Origin of the sequence: Paenibacillus sp. PAMC21692 (assembly GCF_014303795.1) — a bacterium.
GTDB lineage: Bacteria > Bacillota > Bacilli > Paenibacillales > Paenibacillaceae > Pristimantibacillus > Pristimantibacillus agaridevorans.
In genome coordinates this window covers 1,670,174-1,692,952 of sequence record NZ_CP060293.1, presented here as the reverse complement: position 1 = coordinate 1,692,952, position 22,779 = coordinate 1,670,174, and the positions used below count along the sequence as shown (strand labels likewise).

Sequence of the window (22,779 nt, the reverse complement as noted above, 5' to 3'; positions counted from 1 at the left end):
GCTTAACCCTTAACTGCGCCCATCATAATCCCCTTTACAAAATATCTCTGCATCATGGGATAGACAAGTATAATAGGAATGACCGCAATCATCGTAATCGTCATTCTAACGCCTTCCGGCGTCAACACCATTTGGTTAGCTGCGTCAAGCATTTGTTGCGTATTCATATTTTTGATGCTGTCCGCTATTCTCTGAGATTCAGTGAGATATTGATACAAAAGGTATTGCAACGTTTGCAGCTTGGGATTGGATACGTAGAGGTAGTTATCAAACCAGGAATTCCAATGATTAACCGCTGAAAATACCGCTATAGTCGCCAGAATCGGTTGACTTAAAGGGAAAATGATTTTCACAAAAACCGTAAAATAACCTGCGCCGTCGATAAGCGCCGCTTCCTCAAGCGAGATAGGCAGTTGCTCGATAAATGTTTTGAGCAGGATTACAAAATAAGCCGACATTGCAAAAGGCAAAATGTATATCCAGAAGGAATTAATTAAACCATAGGACTTCATCGTCAAATAAATCGGTATAAGTCCGGGATTAAAGAACATCGTCAGAATCACGAATCGGTATATAAATTTGCGGAAATAGGTTTGGTTTTTAGTAACCGTATAAGCAAATATGGAGCAACAAAACAATGTAATTAACGTCCCGACGACCGTCCTAATCGTAGAATTCATAAATGCCCTAACAATGCCTTCGATCTTAAATATGGATATATAATTATATAAAGTAGGGCTCTTTGGGAGCCACGTAACGCCCGAGACTACTTTTGCCGGATCGCTGATCGAAAATATAAACACATAATAGAATGGATAGATGCACAGGATCGTAAACAGGATTAACAAAAAATAGTTCATAGCCGTGAAGCAACGATCCGATAATTTACTCTTCTGAACGACATCCATTTCCTGCACCCCTTTATACAATGGATTGGCCCCTTACTTTTTTGGCGAACATATTGACGGAAAATAGAAGTACGATGCCTACGAAGGTTTTGGCAATCCCGATCGCGGTCGCATAGGAATAATCGTTAGTGGCAATGCCTATCCGGTATACATAGAGATCGAGAACCTCGATATTGTCGGCGACAAGCGGATTTTTAAAGGCATAATATTGATCAAACCCGATTGTAAGTATATTGCTAACCGATAGCAGAAGGAGTACGATAAATGTCGGCATGATGCCTGGGACCGTTACATGCCAGATCAGCTTGAGCCTGCTCGCTCCATCCATTTTGCCAGCTTCATAAATCTCCGCATCTATGCCTGTTATGGCAGCCAAATAAATGACCGAAGTCCATCCGAGACTCTTCCATATGAGAAGCGCGGTCTGAAAATACCAGACAGCATCCGCATTTCCAAGCAAATTCGCAGGTTTGTCAATCAGCCCTAGAGAAGTCATAATCTGATTAAAAAGTCCCTCGCTCGAAAAGATGGAAAAAGAAAGCGAAAAGACGATGACCCAGCTAATAAAATTGGGGAAGGTAGCCGCAGTTTGTACGATTTTTCTAAAATATTTATGTTTCACCTCATTAAGCATAATGGCGAAGATAACAGGAAGAGGAGAACACAATATCCCCAGCAAGCCCATTGCTATCGTGTTTTTTAGTACCCTCGCCATGTCTCCCCCATCATGAAGAATTAGCTCGAAAAATTTCAAACCGACAAACGGGCTGCTAGATAGGGGAATGCCCGGCTTATAGTCGAAAAACGCGTAAATCCACCCAAACAAAGGGACGTAATTAAACATAAACACGAGGATGACGAAAGGAAGCGCCATTAGTAACAAGACCATGCTTTTTTTGCTTTTTTCCTTAACAACTCTCTGATCGAGCATTTTAATTTCTGCCGATTTCACGCAATCACCTCAGGATTTTCTTCATGACCCAACCATTCAAATTAGCTTACCGCAGAACCATCATAAATAAAAAAAGGCAGTCGCAAAATGATGTAATCTCCGAAATAATGCTCCTTTTTCGGCGGATTAATCGTCCTGCAAGCTTGCCTTTAGCAGATATGATGGAAATTCGGAAATACATTGCTGATTTTCAGCTTTTGGGGATAAACAGGTCAACGCGAGTGCCCCCGGATGGCAATCTGGAAATATCAAGCCCAGGCGATTTCGGAAAGTTTAAGCGGATTCTGCGATAAACATTCGCCAGACCGATCCCATACGCGGATTCGTCAGCATCCAACCGCTCTTCAGGTTTATGCGATTCCATCCATTCTTTCACCCGCCGCAAATTTTCGTCGGACATTCCTCGTCCGTTGTCGATGACGCGAATGACTATGAAAGATGGAAGCTCCTCCACTTCAATTCGGATCTTGCCCGCGTAGCCGCTGTACTCGAATCCATGCAAGATGGCGTTCTCGATGATCGGCTGCAATATAAAACGCGGAACCGTGCAGGATAATGCTTCATCCACAACAGCATATTCAATCTCGATCCCTTCACCGTACCGGTAATTAAGAATCGTAATATAATGGTCCGCATACTCCAGCTCTTCTTTAAGCGTGCATAACACTGCCGGGTTTTTAAAAATCGGCCGAAGCAAATTGCATAAAGCAGTAATGCTCTTCGTAATGTTGTCCGACTTATTCACGACCGCCATCCATTTGATTGTGTTCAAGGTGTTAAATAAGAAATGGGGATTGATTTGAGACTGGAGCATCTGGATTTCCACCTTGATTTTCTCGTTTTCAACCATTCGGTTTTGCTCGATGAGCTCCCTGATGCCAAAGGACATCCGATTAAATCCGCTGCTCAATCGGCCAAACTCATTCATTTGATTATCTTCGATAGTGAAATCGAACTTGCCCTTCTCGATATTCCCCATTGCTTCCATTAAATTATGCATAGGCCTCGTTATTTTTTTAATCCACAATGCGGATGCAATAAACGCTGCTGCGAAACTGACTCCTAATATCCACAGCATCTGAAACCGCAAATTGAAAATATCCTCGATAAACTCGTTGATCGGCACTTCTTTCACCATTGTCCAATCCGATGAGCTGACCTGATAATAAACGATTTGTTCATTGTTCATCTTGATACTTCCATTAGCCGTATCTGCGGGAATTGCCGAACATGCCTCGCTGGAAGCGCCTAACAAGCTTTTATTCGTATGTGAGATAATTTGGCCCGATCCATTGCAAACATAAATTCGCCCATTTAACTTGGACTTCAGATTGTTGTATAGGGAAAACAGCTTATCTTCCCGAATATTGATGATCAAGGAAGCTGAAGGCAAGCTCTGAAAAAGAGATTTGACAGCTCGCGCCGCCGTAATCAGGTTTCTTGGTTCGTCTTTGATAAGTGGAGAAGACTCACCGAAATCTCCTTTTCGATGAGCCCCTTCCCACACGATTCTCGGATAAGAATTATCCAACTTGACCTGCAGAACTTGATGATGGAAGGATGAGGCGTAATAAGGTTCCTGCTTCTTTTCGTCATTAAACACAAACGTTCTATCGCCTGTTACGCCTATGATCCTGCCGTCCTCTGCATACACATAGATCGAATCCAGATACTCGTAATTCCCCATATAAGCGTCTAGCTCTTGAATGACATCTCTATGCAATTGAATTTTATCCGGTAATTCAAAAAGCTTATTATCCAAAAATTGCTGTATGATGGGATCGGTCAGCAGTTGCTTCGACATTTTGTCGATCTCTTGCCTAAATTCATGGATCGAATCGCCAGCCTGCAAAAAGTATTGCATCGACGACTCGTTCGTCTTTCTTTCAAGAATGCCAAGCACTCCAAAGTAGGTAAGAATCGCGCTCATCAATAAGGCAATCAGGCTTATTAATATGAATGAAACCCGAAGCTGCAGGCGAAGGCTGCGTCCCCTTCCCCTTCCTCTTCCTGTCCAGGCCCTTCGACTAAAGATCCCCATGCTGAACATCCTCAATCGTTTCCGCCCCCCATTGCTTTCGGAATTCCCGCGGACTCAGACCCGAATATTTTTTGAACACGCGGCTGAAGTGGCTGTAATTCACGAAACCAACCCGCTCCCCAATCTCATAAGATTTCAGGTTCGAGTGCAGGAATAACTCTTTGGCTTTCTCCACGCGGAATTGCAGCACGTAATCAACGAAATTAACATCCATTTCTTTTTTGAACAGCGTGCTGAAATAGTTGGCGTTCATGGATACGGATTCCGCGACTTGCTGCAGCGAAATATCTTCCGCATGGCGAGACTCAATAAATCGAAGCGCCTGGGTCACCGGCCCGCTTGTCCGCTTCCGGATCGTTATTTTTCCGGTTAACTCTTTCACAAAATCCCCGTACAATTCGATCATCGCATGCAGCGTTTTCGCCTGAGCCAATCGGTAAGCATAAGACGAACATAATGCGGTCATCTCCTCGCCTGTAAGTCGCAGCGACAGTACCGGACTATGCAGCCATTGCATGAACGCCTTTTGGGCTTCTAATTTCGTACGATAATGCCGGTTTGCGATAAAATGATGGATCTGGTCACAGAAATCCGCCTGAAAACCGACGCTTACTTTCTCCCATAAGTCAGGTAAACGAAGCAGCCGCTCTTCCATCTCCCGGGAATTCCCTTCGTCGTCCCTGCTTGTCCATAAATAATTGTTTCCGGTTCCTCCTGCAAAGGATTGCTCGATGGCTTCTACACATTCCTTATATTGCTGCTTCAAGTGCTGAAAACCTGATTGCTTACTGCTTATTCCGAACGAAACGATGACGTTAAAATATGTCCGCATCATTTTGCGGATATGCCCTAACATCCGAAGCAACGATTCCTCGATTTCCTTCTCGCTTATCGAATCGGGACTGCTGAAGAGCAAAATATATCGACTTTCGTTATCGTGAAAGGCTTCGCAATGACCATAAACCTTAATCACTTCATTGAGCACGTTTAGCAAGGACACTCGAATCAATTGGCCCTTATCGTCCTTAAACTTCTCCCGCAATTGTTCGAATTGATCGATATCCATCGCGCAAGCCACGATATGACGGGGGGATAGGGACATATTCATTTCTTCTGCCTTAAGAGCGAATTGCTCCGGCGTGAAACGGTGAAGAAATAAATAATCCTTCAACAAGTTCTCTTTCATGATCCCTGCATCCGCTTCGGGCACAGGGGGTTTTACAGAACTGACCGAAAGCTCCACATGAAGCTTGGAGAGCACCTGCTCCAATTCTTCCGTGGACACGCTGTGCTTGACGATGTAATCGCTGACGCCAAGCGACATCGCTTTCCGGGCAAGAGCGAATTCTTCTATGCAAGTCAGGATGACCAGCTGCGTATGGGGGTTGACGGCTCTGATTTTCGTAATCAGCTCCATTCCTCCCATGATCGGCATTTTAAGATCCGTAATCACGATCTCCGGCTCTAACTTCTCGTAAACGCTCCAAGCTTCCGCGCCGTTGGCAACGTCGGCAATGACTTGCATGTCGAACCGTTTCCAGTCGATTGAGTTTTTCAGTCCGAGACGGACGAGTATTTCATCTTCTGCAAGCAGGACCCGATACATCGTATCCCTCCATTTTCCGATATCGCTGCATATGATAATAACTTAAAGTGAGCTGAAAACATAGATTCGTTGCGTTTCGTCAAATTCCTGCGCAAGTGTTTTTACCCAAACCTTCATAAGCGCAAAAATGACGATGCAATTTGCACCGCCATTTTCTTCGTATTGTCTACTTCTCTCACTTGTTCGATATAAGTTAATTCAGCCTTTGTCAGTCATTTCTATCCTGTCGAGACGGTAGCCATTGATTAATTGAGCTGGTCTCTTCGGTCAAAATATCCAAATAAATAGATACGAAATCATTCGAGTTTTTCAAGCTTTGACCTGTAATCTCCGTTATTCGATTGAGGCGATAATTAAGCGTGTTAGCATGAATATGCAGGAGAGCAGCCGTATCCTTGGCATTGCAATTGAGGGACAGATACGTTGCTAACGTTTTCATAAAATCGCTTTTGCTTTCACGATCGTGCTCTCTTAATAATTGCAGCAATGGGCTGCTGTAATCGCTATTTTTTTTATGCTCGATAATAGATGGGACATGCATAAGAAATCCCAGATCATCATAATGGACAACCTGGCGAGTATGAAAAGGGAGAAGTTTCTTCAATGAGAGAATATGCAAGGTTTCTTTGTAAGCATTGGAAGCCCGCGTATACTTATCATATTTGCCGCTGCAGCCGAATGCGGTAATGGTAACTTCTTTTTTTTCGTTAACTCCCTGAACAAAAGCGTGGATGAACGAGGTAAGATCTGCTTTATTGGAGGCCGTCGAATATAACGATAGGATCGCTATCAAATGATTTTGACTTGCCGTCAGGCAAGCCAAACGAGCCTGCGATTTAGCAGTAAGGGCTAGCCTAAGTCTCGCTACCTTCTCATCGTTGATCGGTACATTGCATTCAAAAATAACGATATGATAACAATCTGGAAGCAGAAGAGATAAGGCTTCCGCATCTTTTCTTATCATCGAATCGGATTGATAACAGTCCGTCAGCAGCTTCCAAATAAATTCATCATGCGTTTTGTCCTGCTTCGCTTTCCAGCTTCTTTGCTTCAATAAGAACCGCTTCGCGATTTCTGCCGACTTTTCGATGACCCGTTCCGCATGACCCTCTACTAAATTCCCTGTATCTACTACCCATATATAACCTAGAACCGTCTGATTATTTTTAATACAAACAGCCAGTCTCGCCCCTAAACCAATCTCATTAATGGCTGGAATTCTGACGGAGTGGGACACGGATTCCAATAGCTGCAGGATCCCCTTTTTACGTAAGCCTGACAGAACGGAATTAGGAACACGCCTCTCGATAATGGTGGAAAGCCTCGCCGTATCACTCTCCAGTTGATGAGAGCTATATCCTATAACATTATGATGATCGTCTTCAATCGTTACCTGGGACTGAAGAGATTCGCTAATCGTATCCGCGAGAGCTTCTAGACTATCAAAGGCACGTTCAAAAGCTCGTCCAAAGGAAGCATCTAATTCCGTCATAACCAACCACTCCTGGAGTAAAAATCTAGCATTCTAATCGATTGTACCATTTCATAACCGCTCTAAATAGTCCCTTCTCGCTTTCCTTACGAGCACCTATTTAAACACTCTTGGAACGCGTTTGCCGATCAGACATACCACCTCATAATTAATCGTTCCCGTCCAATCAGCCATTTCATCCACCGATGGAGCTAAGCCTCCGATCCCAATCAGCGTAATGACTTCGCCAGGCTTGCAATCTGCAATATCCGTTACATTAATCATCGTTTGATCCATACAAATACGCCCAACAATTGGCGCTCTCCGATCACGAACAGCGACATGCCCCACATTGGACAACGCACGGGAAAGCCCATCTGCATAACCTATAGGCAAAGTGGCGATCAGACTCTCTCGATCCGGCTTATAGGTACAACCATAACTAATCGACTGCGATTCGGGTACTGTCTTTACTGAAACAATCTTTGATTTCAAGCTAATCGCTTGTTCCAATACGACAGGATGCTTCTTCATCGATGGAGCCGGATATAGGCCGTATAAGGCAATACCTACTCGAACCATATCCAAATGCATATGCGGGAAATTCAGTGTGGCGGCGGAGTTGCAGCAATGCTTTATGGGGATTTCGTACCCTTTCTCCTCAATGAATTGGATGTAGGACATAAATCTCATAAATTGCTCCGCCGTATATGGACAATCCTGCTCATCCGCAATGGCAAAATGAGTATATATCCCTTCCAGTCGTACGAATGGACTTTTACTAGCCTTGTCTACAAGGGATAATGCCTCCTCTCTCGAAGTGACCCCTATTCGATTCATGCCTGTATCCACCTTCAAATGGATCGCCGCCACAATGCCAAGCCGAGCAGCTTGCGTAATAATTTCCTCGAGCACATCCTCCGTGTAAACTGTTATTGTAATATGATGGCTGACTGCTGCAGAGATGGATCTTATCGGCGTATAACCTAATATAAGAATAGGCGCTCGGATGCCCGATTCTCGTAATTGCAGAGCTTCATCAAGGATGGCCACTGCTAAGTAATCCACTCCCAATCGAAGCGCCAGCTTCCCCACCTCAACTGCCCCATGCCCATAACCATCGGCCTTTACAACCGCCATCATTTTCGTCTCGGAGCCGATGTAGCTTTTTATGCTTTTTATGTTGTTCGATATGGATGCCAGGCAAATTTCCGCCCATGTATCCCGAAAGCTCTCTCTCTCCTGCAACGCATTCATCACCTTGTCTGGCTGCACACACAGGAAAAAGACAGCCACCCTTCTACTTGGCCGTCTTCCCCTTGCAGCAAAATATTAATTCGCTAAAAATTCCTGTTTAAGCGCATTCTCTATTGATATATACTCCTCTTTAAGGTCCTTTGCAACAGCCTCGCAGGTAATTGATCCATTAGCTACATTAACACCGCTCTTTAATGCGTCGCTTCCTGCGATTGCACGAAGGAGACCCTCGTTCGCAATTTGCAAGGCATAAGGAATGGTAACATTGGTTAATGCCATTGTCGATGTTCTTGGAGCCGCTCCCGGCATATTGGCAACCGAATAATGAAGGACACCGTACTTCTCGAATACCGGATGATCATGCGTCGTTATTCTATCAATCGTTTCTACGATTCCTCCCTGGTCAATCGCAACATCGATAATGACAGAACCAGGCTTCATCGTCTTTACCATCGCCTCTGTAACTAATTTCGGAGCCTTGGCTCCAGGTATTAGAACCGCGCCCACCAACAAATCCGCCTCTGCCACAGCCTTGGCAATATTAAATGGATTAGACATCAACGTTTGAATCTGCGTACCAAAAATATCGTCCAATTGCCTTAATCGATCTGCACTCATATCAATAATTGTAACGTCGGCCCCAAGACCGATCGCCATTTTTGCGGCGTTAGTGCCAACCACTCCACCGCCAATAATACTTACCTTGCCACGGCTTACTCCTGGCACTCCCGACAACAGGATGCCTTGGCCGCCATTGTTCTTCAGTAGAAATTGTGTGCCTAGCAGGATCGACATCCGACCGGCAACCTCGCTCATAGGCGTTAGCAATGGGAGCGTCCGATTAACCGAAACGGTTTCATAAGCAATCGCGACGACGCCCTTTTCCTTGAGTGCCGCAGCCAACGCAGGCTCAGCAGCCAGGTGCAGATAAGTAAATAGAATAAGACCGCGACGGAAATAACCATATTCGCTTGCCAACGGTTCTTTCACCTTCATAATCATATCCGAATCGTTCCACACCTCAGAAGCATTAGCGATGATTTCTCCACCGGCAAGGATATAATCTTCATTAATAAAACCGCTGCCAACACCTGCATCCTTTTCGATCAACACCCGATGACCGGCCTTCTTAAGAGTCACGACTCCAGCAGGAGTAATGGCAACTCTGTTTTCATTGTTTTTAATTTCCTTCGGAATGCCGATAATCATCATGATTGCCCCCGTTCTGTCAGATTTCTATTTAATGTAAAAACAATAACACATTTCGTTTTTAATGATTTTGTTTGAAAAACAAAACTTCTTTCGTTTCGTTTGTGTTTGGAAACAAACTCCGCGCTTTTCCGCTGCTTATTCCGGACAAATCGCCAATCGGCCGCTTTTTGCCGCTTCCTTGTATTCGCCGGGCGTCATGCCCGCATGCTTTTTAAAAAACCTTCCGAAATAAGACATGTCCTCGAACCCGATCATCCGGCCAACATCCTGCGCCTTCATATCCTGCGACGCAAGCAACCGCTTGGCTGTGCCGACCTTTAGATCCGCAATATAATCGGCCAGTGGGTATCCTTTTACCCTATGATAGATTCTCGATAAATAATGAGGACTCAAATGCACGATGTCCGCCAGTCGCGGCAGCGATAAATCCTTATCCAGATTTTCAACTACATAACGATCAAGCTTATCGACAATTTCTCTTTTTTGGTCGGTCCGCTCCTCTTCGATCCGGTCAAACAGCGCTTCGCCAAAGCGCAAATAATAGTCAAGCAAATCGCCCCATGTATCATGGGCATGATACGAAGACAAGGACGTCAGTTCAAAGGATTGCCCAACCGTCTGCGCCAGCTTGCGCTTATTCATAAAGCCCAGGAGCATCGCCGACACGGAGCTAAATAACTCAAGTTGCACAGAATAGCCGACAAACATAGTCTTCTGCCCCCACTCGAAAAGCGCAGACAAGGTTCTGCCGAACGCTTCTCGTTCCCGTGTTTCCAATTGCAGCCGCAACTTGGCGACGGTATCCTCGATAAAATCGTACTCCCCGCCCAGCTTATCCTGATCTTCCGTCTCCTGTTTGGCCACGCCGCTTATAATAATTTCTTCATCTAAGCCGATTCCTTGCTGCAGCAAACCGCACATCGCGCGGTATTCATAGGCAAGCGCATCCCACGCCACAGCGGGCGACGACAGCACGATCGACATCGGCAGCCGGAGAAGCTGCCGCACGGATTGCTGTATTTTTTCCAGCATTTCACGAATGTAGAGATGATGCCGCGCCGCTTCTTCGTCATCGCTCACGGACTGGACGAGCCAAATGAAGCTCTTTCCGTCTTTGATGGAGACGATCCGGCTAAACGATTGCAAATACTCCTCCATAATATTGCAGGCGGCGTACTCCAGCAGCAGCCTGTCCTTAGGCGCCAGATGCATGGGCCAACTGTCGATACGCCCGACGAGCAAGACCAGCGGGCCGCCGGACCGCAACGGAATATCGAGCATCGCCAATTGCTCGGGCAGTTCGCCAAGCGCATCCGCATCTCCGGACAGAAGCTTGCGCATATACATTTCAATAAGTAACGGACGGGCGTCCTTTACTTGCTGTCGCGTTCTGTCCATGACGGCCCGTTCGCTGATTTCCTCCGCGATGCAGTCCATCGCTTTGCGGAGCAAACTAAGCAACGTCTCTCTATCCGACGGCTTCATCAGATAGTCGAACGCGCCATAACGCAGAGCAAACTGCAAATATTCGAAATCAGCATGCCCCGACAAAAAGATGACCTTGCAACGCGGCCAAAGCTCCCTGACATGCAGGGCCAAATCCAGACCGCTCATGCCCGGCATCCGCACATCGGTTATTAAAATATCGATGCGGCTCTCTTCGGCAATTCGTCTCGCCTCGCGAGGCGAATGGGCGTATCGGATATGCGTCTGCTCCAATTCGCTCAATATATTGCATACCCCGCGTACGATAAGCGGCTCATCATCCACTACGAGTATATGATGCATGCTGCCACTCCCCCTCTTCTCCCGTTCCGGCAAGCCCTGCTTCCATACGCAGCGTGACCGCCGTCCCGCCCGTCGCGACTGGATCAATGCAAACTCCGCTGGCGCTGCCGTACAGCAGCGCCAGCCTCCGATGAACGTTTGCTATGCCGTGCGTTTCCATTTCGTCGCGCCAGAGCGTCAGACTTTGCCGGACTTCCGCCAATCGTTCGGCGCCAATTCCTTTGCCGTTATCCTCCACCGTAATCGTAAGACACTCTTGTCTACAGCTTATTCGTACGGCGATTCGTCCGTTCTCCTCCGTATGCTCGTGACCATGTACAAACGCGTTCTCCATCACCGGTTGGATGATCAATCTAGGTACATGCCACCCGGACAAATCGCCTTCTACTATATACTCGCACGATATGCGGTTGCTAAAGCGGATTTCCTGTATCGCACCATATACCCGGGCATGATTGAGCTCCTGTTCGAGCGGGATCATGTCGGCTTTGTTGTGTGTAATAAATTTAAAATAGTCGCCGAGATGCCTGGACAACGTTCGAATCCCGTCGTAATCCTCTTCGTCGGCCATCAAATACAAGATGTACAGGCTGTTGTACAAAAAATGCGGATTGATCTGCGATTGCAGTTGCTTCAGCTCCGATTGCTGGCTATAGATCGTTTTTTCGTACACTTCCTGAATCAATTCGTTTAATTTCCCGACCATCCTATTGAATTGCGCATACAAATAGGCAAACTCGTCATGATCACGGCGCTCGATTACAATATCGAGCTTGCCCTGCTCCACCTTGCGGAAGCCGGTAATAAGCTTTTTGAGCGGCTGATGAATCAGCCGAAAAATCATAAACGAAGCGACCAGCACGATGACGATCGAAGCCGCCGACAAATACCCGTACCAACGTTTAAACGAATAGACGGGATCGAGTACGATATTTTCCGGCAAAGCCGTCTTTAGACTCCATTGCAGCATCTCGGATCGTTTGACAAATACGAGATAGGGCGTGCCGTCTATCGCAAACTCCCCGCTCCCGTCTCGCTCCAGCACCTGAATTTTGCCTGCCGCTTCCGCGCCGCCCGAATGCGCAAACAGTGTCGCTTGATTATGATCGTCCGTCAAATAAGTTACATTGTCTCCATAAGAGCGGAACACGTCCATCTCCCGAGCGATTTTTTCGATCGACAGCTCGATGACCAGCAAATATTGGGAGCGAGTCGCGCTCGGATATCCAAGCGGAAGCAATAGTCTACCACTGTAATACACCGGGTTAAATGTGCGGCTTTCTGCCTTGAGCAAGCTCTCGTACTCCCCTTGATCCATCGCATCGACGTTAAACCTGGATTTGGCCGACAGTCTTTTGTCCAGATTCGGCATCAAGACGAACACATCCTGGATCAACTTGCTGGATTCGGCCAGCATAACGATTTTCGACTGCAAGTCCTTAAACGCTTTGGTCCGCTCGTAATCGGTCAGCGTCGCCGCCCGAATGCTCAAATCGTTGAGATCGGCGTCATTGATAAACGTTTGCTGCAGGGTCGTAATTCGTTCGATCTCGTTTTCTAGCGACGTCATGACGTAATCTGTTTTTTGCTGCATCGAATTGGAAATTTCCTGCCTGACGACATCCGCCCCCTGCTGATTCATCCAGAGGCTGATCGCATAGATCGGAATCAAAATGAGGAGGAACGTGCCTACCAACTTTTTGTGAATCCCCCATCTCGGCTGCTTGTCCCGTGACATCGTCCCATCTCCCATCCTGCTTCGAAAGCTAAGTCAGCCTGGAGCCCATCATCAGTTCCTCGATCAAGCCGCCTATCTCTTCGTCCGGCAATGCCGGCCATATCCATTCCCGCTCCGGAGCGGACGCGTTTACGCTCCACGTATAACGATTCGTCGCGGCATCGTAATAGATCGAATACCCTTCCGTTACCTCGAATAGCTTTGCCCTTCCGCGCACGGCATACAGGGCAGTCACCTGATCCCAGCTTGAGCGGTTGCGGGCGGGCGCCTCCAAATAAGCCTCATACGCAAACTTTATCGGATGATCCGGCGGCATCCGTTCCATGAGCCGGGCCCCCGTCAGGATCGTCTCCCCCGCGGAGCTGACGGAGAGCGGCCCCGGCCAGCGGTTCAGCACATGTTCGGCAGCCTCGGGATCCATCTTCCAGTTAAATACGTCCTCGCCTTCCGGAAACGTACTGCCGCCCATCAAGACGAGCCGCTTGACACTCCGGCGAATCAGCTCCATACCGCTCATGCCGCTGATCGCGTCCGGGCCGGACTTCATTAGAGCGGACAAAACCGTCAGCAAGCCGACGGCGCAAATGACCACTTCCGAATGCTCGGCAAGCAATTGCCGGTATAAGGCGACCGCCTCCGGCACAGACTCCCCGCTTTCGCCGAAACGGTTCGGATAATTTTCGGCGATCCGTTTGTTGTACCTCCGGGCGGGAGTGATTTGTCCGGCTAATTGCCTGTACGGGCCGAACCTGCTGGCTTCGCCGTTCGGACTATCATCCTCGTCGCAGATCAGCGCGCCAACCGGAATATCCCCTCTGCCGTAATAGCGATTGATCGCGTCGATGCACGGCGCGCCCCAACGCGTCGGCGCGTCGCAGACGACGGCGAGCAGCTTCGCTTCCTCCGTGCCGCATAATGTATGCAGCAAGGCAAGCGTCCCCGCATCGTCGCAATCCGTGTCGATATCCGTATCCAATATGACGTTTACCCGAACATTCATCCGATCTGCTCTCCTCTCCGTATGTCCCCGGTCTCCCGGTTGCTAGTTGGCGGCATTTACCCAGTCGTTGACCTCCTGGGTCATGATCTCACCGCCAAGCTCGTTCCAGTCCTTGACAAATTTATCGAACTCTTCGATACCGGACTGCCCGAGGATGATCTTGATCGTCATGACCGACTCCATCTTATTAAGCGTCGCCATTTTCTCCGCCATCGTCGGGGTAGAACCGCCGAGAAACTCCGTATTTATTAACTTGTTCTCGTTCAAGTAGTAGTCGATAATTTCCATCCCCGCCCCGTCCATGCCGAACGAGCGGTAGAAACCCCAGCTGTTGCCGGCGATGTCGCCTTTCTCGAACCAATTTTGAATCGCGTCATAATAAAACCTTTGCTCCGTATCGAGACCTTCCGGATTTTTGATCTCCAGCGCGGCTTTAACGGCACGATGCGCCTTCACGTTTTTGAGCACCGGAAACGCTTTGACCAGCCCGTATGGCCACGTTTCGATTTTTGTCTCCGCGTTGCGCGACAGCATCACGTCCGCATTGTCCCAGCTTTTATCGTTCCAGAAGTTCATCAGCTTTACGAGCGCCTCTGGATGCTGGTAACCTTTCTTGACGATATAGAAGGAGGTTGCCGATACGCCTACCTGAGCCAGCGCCGGCTGGCCGTCCGCCGACGGGAGCGGATAAGCCCGCCATTCCGCGTTCGGATCGCTCAGCTTGTTGTTCTTGAGATTCGCAAGCGGAGCGTACATCGGCCCGTACATCATGCCGACTTTGCCGGAAGCGATCAACTCGTCGTATTTCGGGCCATCCTTAACGCCGAATTCCTTATCGATGTAACCGGCTTTAAACATGTCCGCCAGCTTCTGCAGCGCAGCTTTCATTTCCGGTTGAGTACTGCCGTACACGATTTTGCCGTCCTGCCCCTCCACCCAAGCACCGGGGTAAGCGTGGAAGCCGTTAAAAAATCCGGGAATTTTCGCCTCTTTGACGAGCGCAAGCCCGTACGTGTCGTCCTTCGAGTTTCCGTCCGGGTCCTGCTCCGTAAACGCCTTTGCAATGGCGAACATGTTGTCCATCGTAGTCGGCTCCGGCAAATTAAGTTTCTTCATCCAGTCGTCTCGCACCCAAAGCATCGGGACTTCATCCAGGTTGCTGTTCGTGAGCGGGAGCGCGTAGAGCTTTCCTCCGAACGTGGATGCTTTCATCGCAAGTCCGCCGTCTTCCTTCAACAAGTTTTTTGTAAAGGCCGATGCGTACCCTGCATACACATCGGTCAAATCCTCGATCAAGTCGGCTTCCACTAAACTTCTCAGCTGCAGCGCATCAACAGCCATGATATCCGGAGTATCGCCCGAGGCAATAGCGATGTTCGTTTTATTGGTGTAGGCTTCGCTGCCTTTGACGACCCACTCGTTTTTGATCAGAATCCCAAGCTCGTCGCGGTATGCATCGTACCAGATGTTGTTGTCGATCGAACGTCCTTCTTCGAATTTCATCGTTTCCGCCACATCCCGGCCCGTCGTCAGCACGATGGGCGGGTCGTACTTGCCCAGCGGGCCTTCCTTCGGCCATTCCTTCCACTCTTCGGTCTTCGTGCCGTTCGTCGGCTTCGCCGATTCCCTGTCGATCGGATCCGTCTCTCTGCCGCTGCAAGCGCCGAGCACCAAAAGCATTATCGCCAGCATTGCGGCTCCTGCTGATTTCATGGTGATGTTCGCCATGTCGTTTCTCCCATCCTTGTATGATCAGAACCGCAATGCCGAGATGCTAGCTCAGCGGAAATAAAGAGATTCCACGTCAGCCTTCCGAAACTTGTACGATGCTACATGTCAAGAAACCTTTGTATAATGGCCGCCATCTGGCTGCGCAATGCGTTGCTTTTGGGTGTCAGCTTCGCGTCGTAGCCCAAGATAAGCCCTTTGGCGTTGGCCCAGGCCATCGCATCCTTCGCATAGACGGAAACGGAGGCTGCATCGACAAACGTAGAGAGGTCGGCTCTCGCGGACACGTCATAACCTTTAAAGGATGCGTAACGGTACAGGATTGCCGCCATTTGTTCGCGGGTGATCGGGTCTTCCGGGCCAAACTTGCCGTTGCCGTATCCGCCCACGATCTTATTTTCGGTCGACCAGATTACCGCATCTTCATAATACTTACCGGCCGCCACGTCGCTAAAGGGATGGGTTGCGCCCACGGCAGGCGAACCTTCCAGTCGATACAAAATCGTCACCAGCATAGCCCGTTTGGTAGTTGCAGCGGGGCTAAATGCGGTGTCAGAGACACCCTTCATCAGACCTTTTTCATAGACGTATTTTACCGTATCGTAGAACCAGTCGGCTTCCTTAACGTCAGTGAACTGATTTTCCCAGACCGGCTGGGAAGTCGGTTCTTCTTCCTCTTCCTTGACGGGAATCTCCGGATCGTTGATAACAACGTTGCCTCCGCCGGATGAACCGCCGTTTATGCTCATCTCCTGCAATGCGCTCGCATAATCGGTCTTTTTGTTGCCGTTTGCGGCTTCTGAAAAGACATAAAGCTTATCGCCCGCACCAAGGATAACGCCGGACAGGTCAATCTTTGCGCTGCCGCTTGCACTCTGCGGCTTTACTATATTTCCATAGTATTTCATAGAGCCGTTTTGGTCTATGACCGCTGCCGAAATATAATCATTGGCTCCCACCGTTGCGCCTGTATAACCAATGGTCATCACCTTGCTTGCAGAGTTATATTCCGTTCTCTCTGCCTTGAAATTTCTGCTGTTGTCCCGAAGGGTCAGCTTCCACTCCGACGGCGTGCCGGCCGAAACTGTTTTCAGCGCGGCGGCGCCTACGGTTCCGCTCTGCTTGCCGCCCTGGGCAGCGGAGGAGAAGAGAACCGAAGACAGTGACAAGTTGATAGCCGGGCGAGCGCCGTCAGCGTAGGACACACGGGTATGGCGCTGAACGACCGAAACCACTCCAGCGTTGTGGGGCTTGTCCCCATACGGCGACCGCAGCCACCACCAGCCCGTATTGCCGCTGGATGGATTCGTGATATAAGCCGCTTCCCGTTCATTATCGTTTTGGAAGTAGGTTGCCGCTTCCTCCCCCGAAAGGAAAAATGCCTTTTCACTCTTCAACTCGCTTGCGCCATACTCCATATACGGTCCGTCCGTTTTGGTTGTTGCCAGCATAGCGGATAGCTCTGCAGCCGTAAAATAATCCGATCCCGCAAAGTTTTGGCTCCATGTCTGGGCGTCGCTGTTCTGCCACTCGTTGGGCTTAACCTGCCCATCGTTGTCGTCGCCGTCCCAAACGGCTTCAAAGGGCGTGCTTCCAAGCAGATATTTGGAAATGAGGAACGCGCCCCCTGTATTGGTGTTGGTTTTATCGGCATCCAGCACCAGCCAGGGCATCTCATAGCTTATACCGCCCTCTGTATACTGACCGTAATAAATGATGTTGCCGTCGGCGATCCCGCCCGTCCCGGCCATCGCCCCGGTTCCGGCAGCAAACGCCGCCGCGGGCAGCAGGGTCATCATCATGCTCAGACCGAGCATGGCCCCTATTATTCTTTTTTTCATACCGTATTTGCCTCCTTCTTTATCTAATTAGGGAAACCGATAGATGGCCATTCAAAGGGGTATCTTACCGGATTTTCAACGCTTTCGGGAGCCAGTAATAGATACTTATACCGCCATGATTTCTCGAAATGCACCGTCAACGTGTTTCCATCCAAAAGCATGTTGTCCCCGTTGATCGCGTCGGTTGCCATACTTCCGGGCAAAATCAGACCTTCGGGCAGAGTAAATGTCACATCCCTCGGCTGGTCTTCCTGGCTCAGATTCGCCGTAACCGCAACCACTGCACCGTCTGGGCGCTTGTAGTACGACATAGGCGTCTCCTCGTTGGATCCTGCAATTTGACTGTCGCTGTACAAAACAAACGGCGCATTGTTCAAGTCATAGTATTCCATCATCTTTGAACGCAGAAGCCCATCCAACCTCACCGGAATATCCAGCACGGCATTTACCGCCGATGCGGTATCGATCTGATGATAATTGAGGAAATTAATGGCCAACCCGGTCTGTTTCCCCATAGTGGCACGCAGCAGCTCCGGCGTGACCTCTCTGCGGAAAGCCTTTTCCGACGGATTTGCTTCTGCATTAAGGAATTGCTCGCCTTTCCAGATGCTATCAACAAAGCCGGCGGTCGGCGTCCATGTGCCGAGAGGCGTGTGCAAGTCCATATAGAAATCAGGGCGAATGGCTTTCCCCATCGTACGAATGCGTTTCATAAATCTTCTGTACTCAAAGATCGGATAGGACGATTGCAAAGCTCCGTCCCGATCGTAGTATCCCGTGCCATGGTGCAGGTTCCGGTCTACTGGCGGAAGCGCGGTGGCGTCCATGTATAAACCGCCGATGCCATCTTCCACGATCAATTTATTAATGCTCCACAACATGAAATTCTGGTACCGTCCCGCATATGAGATGTTCGCCCCGATATGGTTTGTATCCGACCGCACCCATCCGTTGGGCAGGAAAAACGGCTCCGTCACAATTTCATCCTTGTAATACTGGAATTCCGGCGTATTGTTCCCCAGTTGGAAGCCAATGTACGGAATAATAGGAATTCCATTGTCATTGGCAGCCCCCGCCAGTGTATGGAAGGCCTGTTTTCTCCCCGGTTCTCTCGTCAACGGATAACCTTGCGATTCCGTCCAGTCCTCATGGATTTTGATTAACTGGTAGTTGTCTTTCTTTAAGCGGTTCAAAAAAAACGGCCAGTCCCGGTTGTTGTTAAACTCGGGACCCCCTACAAAAATTCTCGCAGGGTTGCTCGCATCAGGCAGCAGCTGATAATTCCCTTTCAGCGCTCTCCCGGATTTGCTCTCATCTTCCACCTGGACCCAATCGATGGAGTCTCCGTTTTGATCCTTTGCGGAAAAATCGTTGTAAACAAATCCGCTGCCGAAAACAATCTTTGCCTCTTGAAGAGAAGCATTCATCAGGTTGAAATCAAAGGGGATTTCTGCTTGCTTTGCAAAAGCGCCCGTATTATCCGTGATCCAAACCTCCAAGGTGGATTCGTTCCAGACCAGCCTGACATAACGCTCCCACCAGAAGTGCCATTCGTTCTCGTAAGTAAATTCTTTGATTTTATGGCGCACGCGGTTTGTGTTAAAACCTGTTTCCGTGGTCAAAAAGAACTTCGGAGAAGCCATGCTGTAATACAGGCCAAAGCTGTTTCCGTTAGGGAACTGGATCGCAACGACCGGCGTCGCCATTTCATTTTGCGGATCATCCGGATATCCGCCCGACCAGTTCGCGGTGACCGCATTGTAAGGCGCCACATTGACCGTCAGATCGCCATGCTCTGCCGTCACATAATCTTTGGCGGGATAGCTCAATTGACCTTCGTTTTGCGAAAAGGTATTCATGGACCATTGTTCGGCGCCATAAGCACTGCTTCCATAAATGAAAACCTGTTTATTTTCCGCCTGAGGTCTGATAGGGGAAGCCTGGATGGCAAAGGTAAAGGTCAGGGGCGTGTCCCGGTTAACCTCGATCGCCTTATCAATCACATTCATCTCCAGCACATGGGCTCCGCCTTGCTTTTCCAACGCCAGCACCGCATCGGGGTTTTGGAACGACCAATTTTCTGTCGATTCGGCGACCCACGTCAGTCCCACCTGATCATTCCCCATAAAAATATGAGGCGTAAAGCTTCCTGTAGTCGCATCGGGAAACTTGCCCGAACGCCCCCCGCTCCAGTATGGATAGCTGCCTCTCAGGGGGGAATCGGTCGTATCCGCGTCAAACAGCGTCGCCGCTTCCGGCTTCATTGGAATTTTCACCTTGAGGTTTTGCAATTGAACCGGAACGTCAGCATCGGAGGACAGCTCCACATCAAAGCGGACAAATCCGTCATACTCCACCGTGCTGTTTACGCTCAGCTTCAAATCATCCGACGCCGACTCATTCAAATATTTTATTTTGGTATCCGTTTTTTCCACACGAATGTCATTGGTTTCGTAAAACTGGAGTGCCTGCGCATCCGCCGCTCCCTCAATCTGTATCGGCGCTGCCAGGAGGTCCTGGCCCTGACTGGTGATCTGACTGACAAATGGAGAACCGCCGAAAGCATATTCCCTTCCCCAGACTTCTACTTTATTGCCAACCGTTTTTACGCCGGTCCATGGAGCGAGCACAATATCCTCCGTACCCAAGTCAGAATCCCACCATTCCGTCGTGACCGGCTTTTCCAGGGACACGGGAGGCAGCGTAAAGGAATCTCCGCTTCCCTTCAGTGTTGCAACAATCTGATAATTCCCCGCTGGATGAGAGCCCATAGCAAACGAAGCTTTAAATAAACCGGCAGGATCAGCGCCCGCCTCTAGCTCGGAAACGACTCCTCCTTGCTCATTCTTCAGCTCAAACAGACTGCTTTCAGCAGTAAATTCTGTATTAACATCATTTTTGTCCAGGCTGAGCTCCACCTTCTGCTCGCTCCAATACGAACGCACTTGAAGCGGAGGCGGGATATCAACCGGTATTTTTCTGCTATAGTATACCTTTCCGCTGTTGACGTCGGTAACGATCAGGACGCAACCCCAATTGCCTTGCTGCAAGGGGTTAGTCAGCGTGAAATTGCCCGTGGCTCCGGCAGCCACGGCCAGAGTCTGTTCCTGCGCGATCCCCAGAACCTCGCCGGTACTCCCGTTCCTCACCTGTTGAACCGCTTTGATCGTCACTTCACTATTGGATAGATTCGTAAAGCCGGAAACCGTCTGAAGTCCGTTTTTCAAATCATTGGCATGGACGGTCTGACGTACAAAATTATTGTCCTGATCCCCCCGATAAAGCCTGCCAAAAGCTGCGGGATCATGAAATGTCCCATTGTAATAGGGTGACCATGAGCTTTGAATCATGGCAGGTATCGACCAAGGTCCGGAACCGCCCTGATCTCCCGCCGACTGGGATCGGCCAATATTAAATCCGTATTCCTCCGCCGAAAAGCTGGCCAGACCAAACAGACCTGCAGAAAGCTCCACTTCCAGGTCCCAGTATCCGTTCCCTGTTGTCGCGCTCGCAATCCAATCCTCGCTGCTCCCCCAAGAGGCGTTTCTTCCCTGACCTTCGAATTTTGTTCCTATGGCATTGACAATAAACTGATAATAGGTCTGTTGCGCAAGATCCGGCTGGAAGAAAATCTCTACCGAATCCTCGGTAAACACCGGACCGTCGTGTTCCGTCACCTTGGCGCTTGGCTCTTCCTTTTGAACCGAACGAACCGCAATATACAGCTTGTCCTCCGTAAAGAAAACCTTAAATGAAGTGGGCTCCGGTACCGCCTCCGATTTGGTAAAGGTCGCAAACCCCGCGCTTTGCGCCGCCCCGCTCCATTCTGTGTCGTCAATGACTCCGTCTATAACGGGGGTCTGATCCGCAACAGTCGGTACATGTATCGTTGTCATCGGCGGATCCGCCTCAACGGCTCGCGCCGAAGGCACCGTATAACCGGAGGTCAACAGGATCGCAAGCAACAGAACACAGGATATCGATTTATTAATAGTTCTCCTCATAGGATTAACACCTTCCCTGCACACTTTATTTTTTAGAAATGGCCTGAATTGCCGTTCTATCGCCGCCTTGCACGTTTACCAGCAAACGCTCATCCGTTCCGATCTTTCGTCCGTCGGTAAATACAACGCGAAATACGCCTTTGCCGTCGGCGTTTGCCTTGCCCAATTCCTGCCCCGCTCTGTCAGTCACGGCAATGCTTGCATAAGGCAACGCTTTTCCCCGAATTTCCCCTTCACCTTCGTGAGCGGGTTCATAATCATATTCCAAACGATTTTGGCGGAAAGCATATTCTCCAATATGATCCGCCAGACTCTGCGGCAGGGTCAGCTCCGAGATTTGATTATTGGCAAAGGCCCGGTCGCCAAGGTCGGTCAGGCTAACCGGCAAAGCGAGCTCCGTCAGCTCATTGCCCCGGAAAGAACTGCTGCCGATGGTCAGAAGCCCTTCCGGCAATGTGACCTCGGAAAGATTATTCTGCTCAAAGGCGCTGTCGCCGACAGCGAGCAGCGTAACGGGGAAATCCAGCGCGGCAAACTGATTATAAGCAAATGCCGCCGCTCCGATATGAGTCAAACCTTCGGGCCAAACGACAGCAGAAAGCTTATTGTCACTAAAAATCCCGTCCGGTATCTCTTTCATGTCCGCTGGCAGCTGCGCCGCTTCAATTGGATTGTATTGGAATATCCACCCGCCATACGTTTGAATCCCTTCCGGCAGGGCTACCTCGCTCAGCTTATTGCCGGAAAAAGCCGATTCTCCGAGGGTCTCGAGCCCCTTCTGCAATGAGAGCGCATTCATTTGGTTTAAAGCAAATGCCTCGTCGCCGATCTTTTTCAAAGCTGAGGGAAACGTGATCGTTTCAATATAATTGCTGTAAAAGGCGCGTTTTTCTATACGCTCAAGCGTGTCCGGAAGCGTAACGGATCTAATCTTTTTTTCCTGAAAGGCGCCTTCCCCGATCGCTCTTACCGTTATGCCTTGCACGGTTGCCGGTATCGTAATATCCTTATAGACCGCAAATTGATTATTGGCTACCACGTACTCCGTGATAACCCCGTCGTTATTAATGCGAAACTGCTCGTCCGGCGTTGCGGCGACAATCAGTCCCATCGCCGCATTTACGCCCCCAAACAGCAAAGCAACCGTCAACGCGGCCAACAATCCCCGGTATAAGCGCTTTTTGTTTTTTATCATTTCTCCTTATGCTCCTTTCTGTTTCAAACCTCGAGTAC

The 22,779-nt window shown here is 49.2% G+C and carries 14 protein-coding genes; all 14 read right to left on the bottom strand.

Going from position 1 to position 22,779, the window contains the following annotated elements; all coding sequences use genetic code 11:
- Positions 1-2: 2 nt before the first annotated feature.
- On the bottom strand, positions 3-929 hold the full coding sequence (locus H7F31_RS06855) for a carbohydrate ABC transporter permease (protein WP_261800329.1): 927 nt from the start codon (positions 927-929) through the stop codon (positions 3-5).
- Positions 922-1,839: an ABC transporter permease gene (locus tag H7F31_RS06850; protein WP_187103522.1), complete on the bottom strand. Its 918-nt coding sequence runs from the start codon at positions 1,837-1,839 to the stop codon at positions 922-924. The genes H7F31_RS06855 and H7F31_RS06850 overlap by 8 nt, the downstream gene beginning before the upstream one ends.
- A gap of 211 nt (positions 1,840-2,050) precedes the next feature.
- Positions 2,051-3,901, bottom strand: a complete 1,851-nt coding sequence (locus H7F31_RS06845) for a cache domain-containing sensor histidine kinase (protein ID WP_187103521.1) — start codon at positions 3,899-3,901, stop codon at positions 2,051-2,053.
- Positions 3,888-5,507 carry a response regulator gene (locus H7F31_RS06840; protein WP_187103520.1) on the bottom strand — a complete coding sequence of 540 codons (1,620 nt, stop codon included), beginning with the start codon at positions 5,505-5,507 and terminating at the stop codon, positions 3,888-3,890. The genes H7F31_RS06845 and H7F31_RS06840 overlap by 14 nt, the downstream gene beginning before the upstream one ends.
- A 208-nt stretch (positions 5,508-5,715) precedes the next feature.
- The gene (locus H7F31_RS06835) at positions 5,716-6,999 is read right to left on the bottom strand and encodes a PucR family transcriptional regulator (RefSeq protein ID WP_187103519.1); all 1,284 of its coding nucleotides are present in this window, start codon (positions 6,997-6,999) and stop codon (positions 5,716-5,718) included.
- 96 nt (positions 7,000-7,095) lie between these two features.
- Positions 7,096-8,235, bottom strand: a complete 1,140-nt coding sequence (gene alr, locus H7F31_RS06830; RefSeq protein WP_187105240.1) for an alanine racemase — start codon at positions 8,233-8,235, stop codon at positions 7,096-7,098.
- A gap of 75 nt (positions 8,236-8,310) precedes the next feature.
- A complete protein-coding gene (ald, locus tag H7F31_RS06825; protein ID WP_187105239.1) occupies positions 8,311-9,444 on the bottom strand; it encodes an alanine dehydrogenase in 1,134 nt (377 codons plus the stop codon).
- 138 nt (positions 9,445-9,582) lie between these two features.
- The gene (locus H7F31_RS06820; RefSeq protein ID WP_187103518.1) at positions 9,583-11,235 is read right to left on the bottom strand and encodes a response regulator transcription factor; all 1,653 of its coding nucleotides are present in this window, start codon (positions 11,233-11,235) and stop codon (positions 9,583-9,585) included.
- On the bottom strand, positions 11,210-12,973 hold the full coding sequence (locus tag H7F31_RS06815; RefSeq protein ID WP_187103517.1) for a sensor histidine kinase: 1,764 nt from the start codon (positions 12,971-12,973) through the stop codon (positions 11,210-11,212). The genes H7F31_RS06820 and H7F31_RS06815 overlap by 26 nt, the downstream gene beginning before the upstream one ends.
- A 28-nt stretch (positions 12,974-13,001) precedes the next feature.
- Positions 13,002-13,973, bottom strand: a complete 972-nt coding sequence (locus H7F31_RS06810) for a nucleoside hydrolase (protein WP_187103516.1) — start codon at positions 13,971-13,973, stop codon at positions 13,002-13,004.
- A gap of 42 nt (positions 13,974-14,015) precedes the next feature.
- Positions 14,016-15,701 (bottom strand): extracellular solute-binding protein, encoded by a 1,686-nt coding sequence (locus H7F31_RS06805; protein ID WP_187103515.1) that lies wholly within the window; start codon positions 15,699-15,701, stop codon positions 14,016-14,018.
- 101 nt (positions 15,702-15,802) lie between these two features.
- Positions 15,803-17,542, bottom strand: a complete 1,740-nt coding sequence (locus H7F31_RS06800) for an S-layer homology domain-containing protein (protein WP_187103514.1) — start codon at positions 17,540-17,542, stop codon at positions 15,803-15,805.
- Positions 17,543-17,565: 23 nt separating this feature from the next.
- The gene (locus H7F31_RS06795) at positions 17,566-21,546 is read right to left on the bottom strand and encodes a carbohydrate-binding family 9-like protein (protein ID WP_187103513.1); all 3,981 of its coding nucleotides are present in this window, start codon (positions 21,544-21,546) and stop codon (positions 17,566-17,568) included.
- Positions 21,547-21,571: 25 nt separating this feature from the next.
- The gene (locus H7F31_RS06790) at positions 21,572-22,741 is read right to left on the bottom strand and encodes a leucine-rich repeat domain-containing protein (RefSeq protein WP_187103512.1); all 1,170 of its coding nucleotides are present in this window, start codon (positions 22,739-22,741) and stop codon (positions 21,572-21,574) included.
- Positions 22,742-22,779 lie beyond the last annotated feature (38 nt).

Excerpts from the sequence above, each read along its gene's own strand:
- H7F31_RS06840 (WP_187103520.1), bottom strand. The coding sequence starts at position 5,507 with ATGTATCGGGTCCTGCTTGCAGAAGATGAAATACTCGTCCGTCTCGGA.
- H7F31_RS06805 (WP_187103515.1), bottom strand. The coding sequence starts at position 15,701 with ATGGCGAACATCACCATGAAATCAGCAGGAGCCGCAATGCTGGCGATA.
- ald (WP_187105239.1), bottom strand. The coding sequence starts at position 9,444 with ATGATTATCGGCATTCCGAAGGAAATTAAAAACAATGAAAACAGAGTT.
- H7F31_RS06820 (WP_187103518.1), bottom strand. The coding sequence starts at position 11,235 with ATGCATCATATACTCGTAGTGGATGATGAGCCGCTTATCGTACGCGGG.
- alr (WP_187105240.1), bottom strand. The coding sequence starts at position 8,235 with ATGAATGCGTTGCAGGAGAGAGAGAGCTTTCGGGATACATGGGCGGAA.
- H7F31_RS06810 (WP_187103516.1), bottom strand. The coding sequence starts at position 13,973 with ATGAATGTTCGGGTAAACGTCATATTGGATACGGATATCGACACGGAT.
- H7F31_RS06845 (WP_187103521.1), bottom strand. The coding sequence starts at position 3,901 with ATGGGGATCTTTAGTCGAAGGGCCTGGACAGGAAGAGGAAGGGGAAGG.
- H7F31_RS06795 (WP_187103513.1), bottom strand. The coding sequence starts at position 21,546 with ATGAGGAGAACTATTAATAAATCGATATCCTGTGTTCTGTTGCTTGCG.
- H7F31_RS06790 (WP_187103512.1), bottom strand. The coding sequence starts at position 22,741 with ATGATAAAAAACAAAAAGCGCTTATACCGGGGATTGTTGGCCGCGTTG.
- H7F31_RS06850 (WP_187103522.1), bottom strand. The coding sequence starts at position 1,839 with ATGCTCGATCAGAGAGTTGTTAAGGAAAAAAGCAAAAAAAGCATGGTC.
- H7F31_RS06800 (WP_187103514.1), bottom strand. The coding sequence starts at position 17,542 with ATGAAAAAAAGAATAATAGGGGCCATGCTCGGTCTGAGCATGATGATG.
- H7F31_RS06815 (WP_187103517.1), bottom strand. The coding sequence starts at position 12,973 with ATGTCACGGGACAAGCAGCCGAGATGGGGGATTCACAAAAAGTTGGTA.
- H7F31_RS06835 (WP_187103519.1), bottom strand. The coding sequence starts at position 6,999 with ATGACGGAATTAGATGCTTCCTTTGGACGAGCTTTTGAACGTGCCTTT.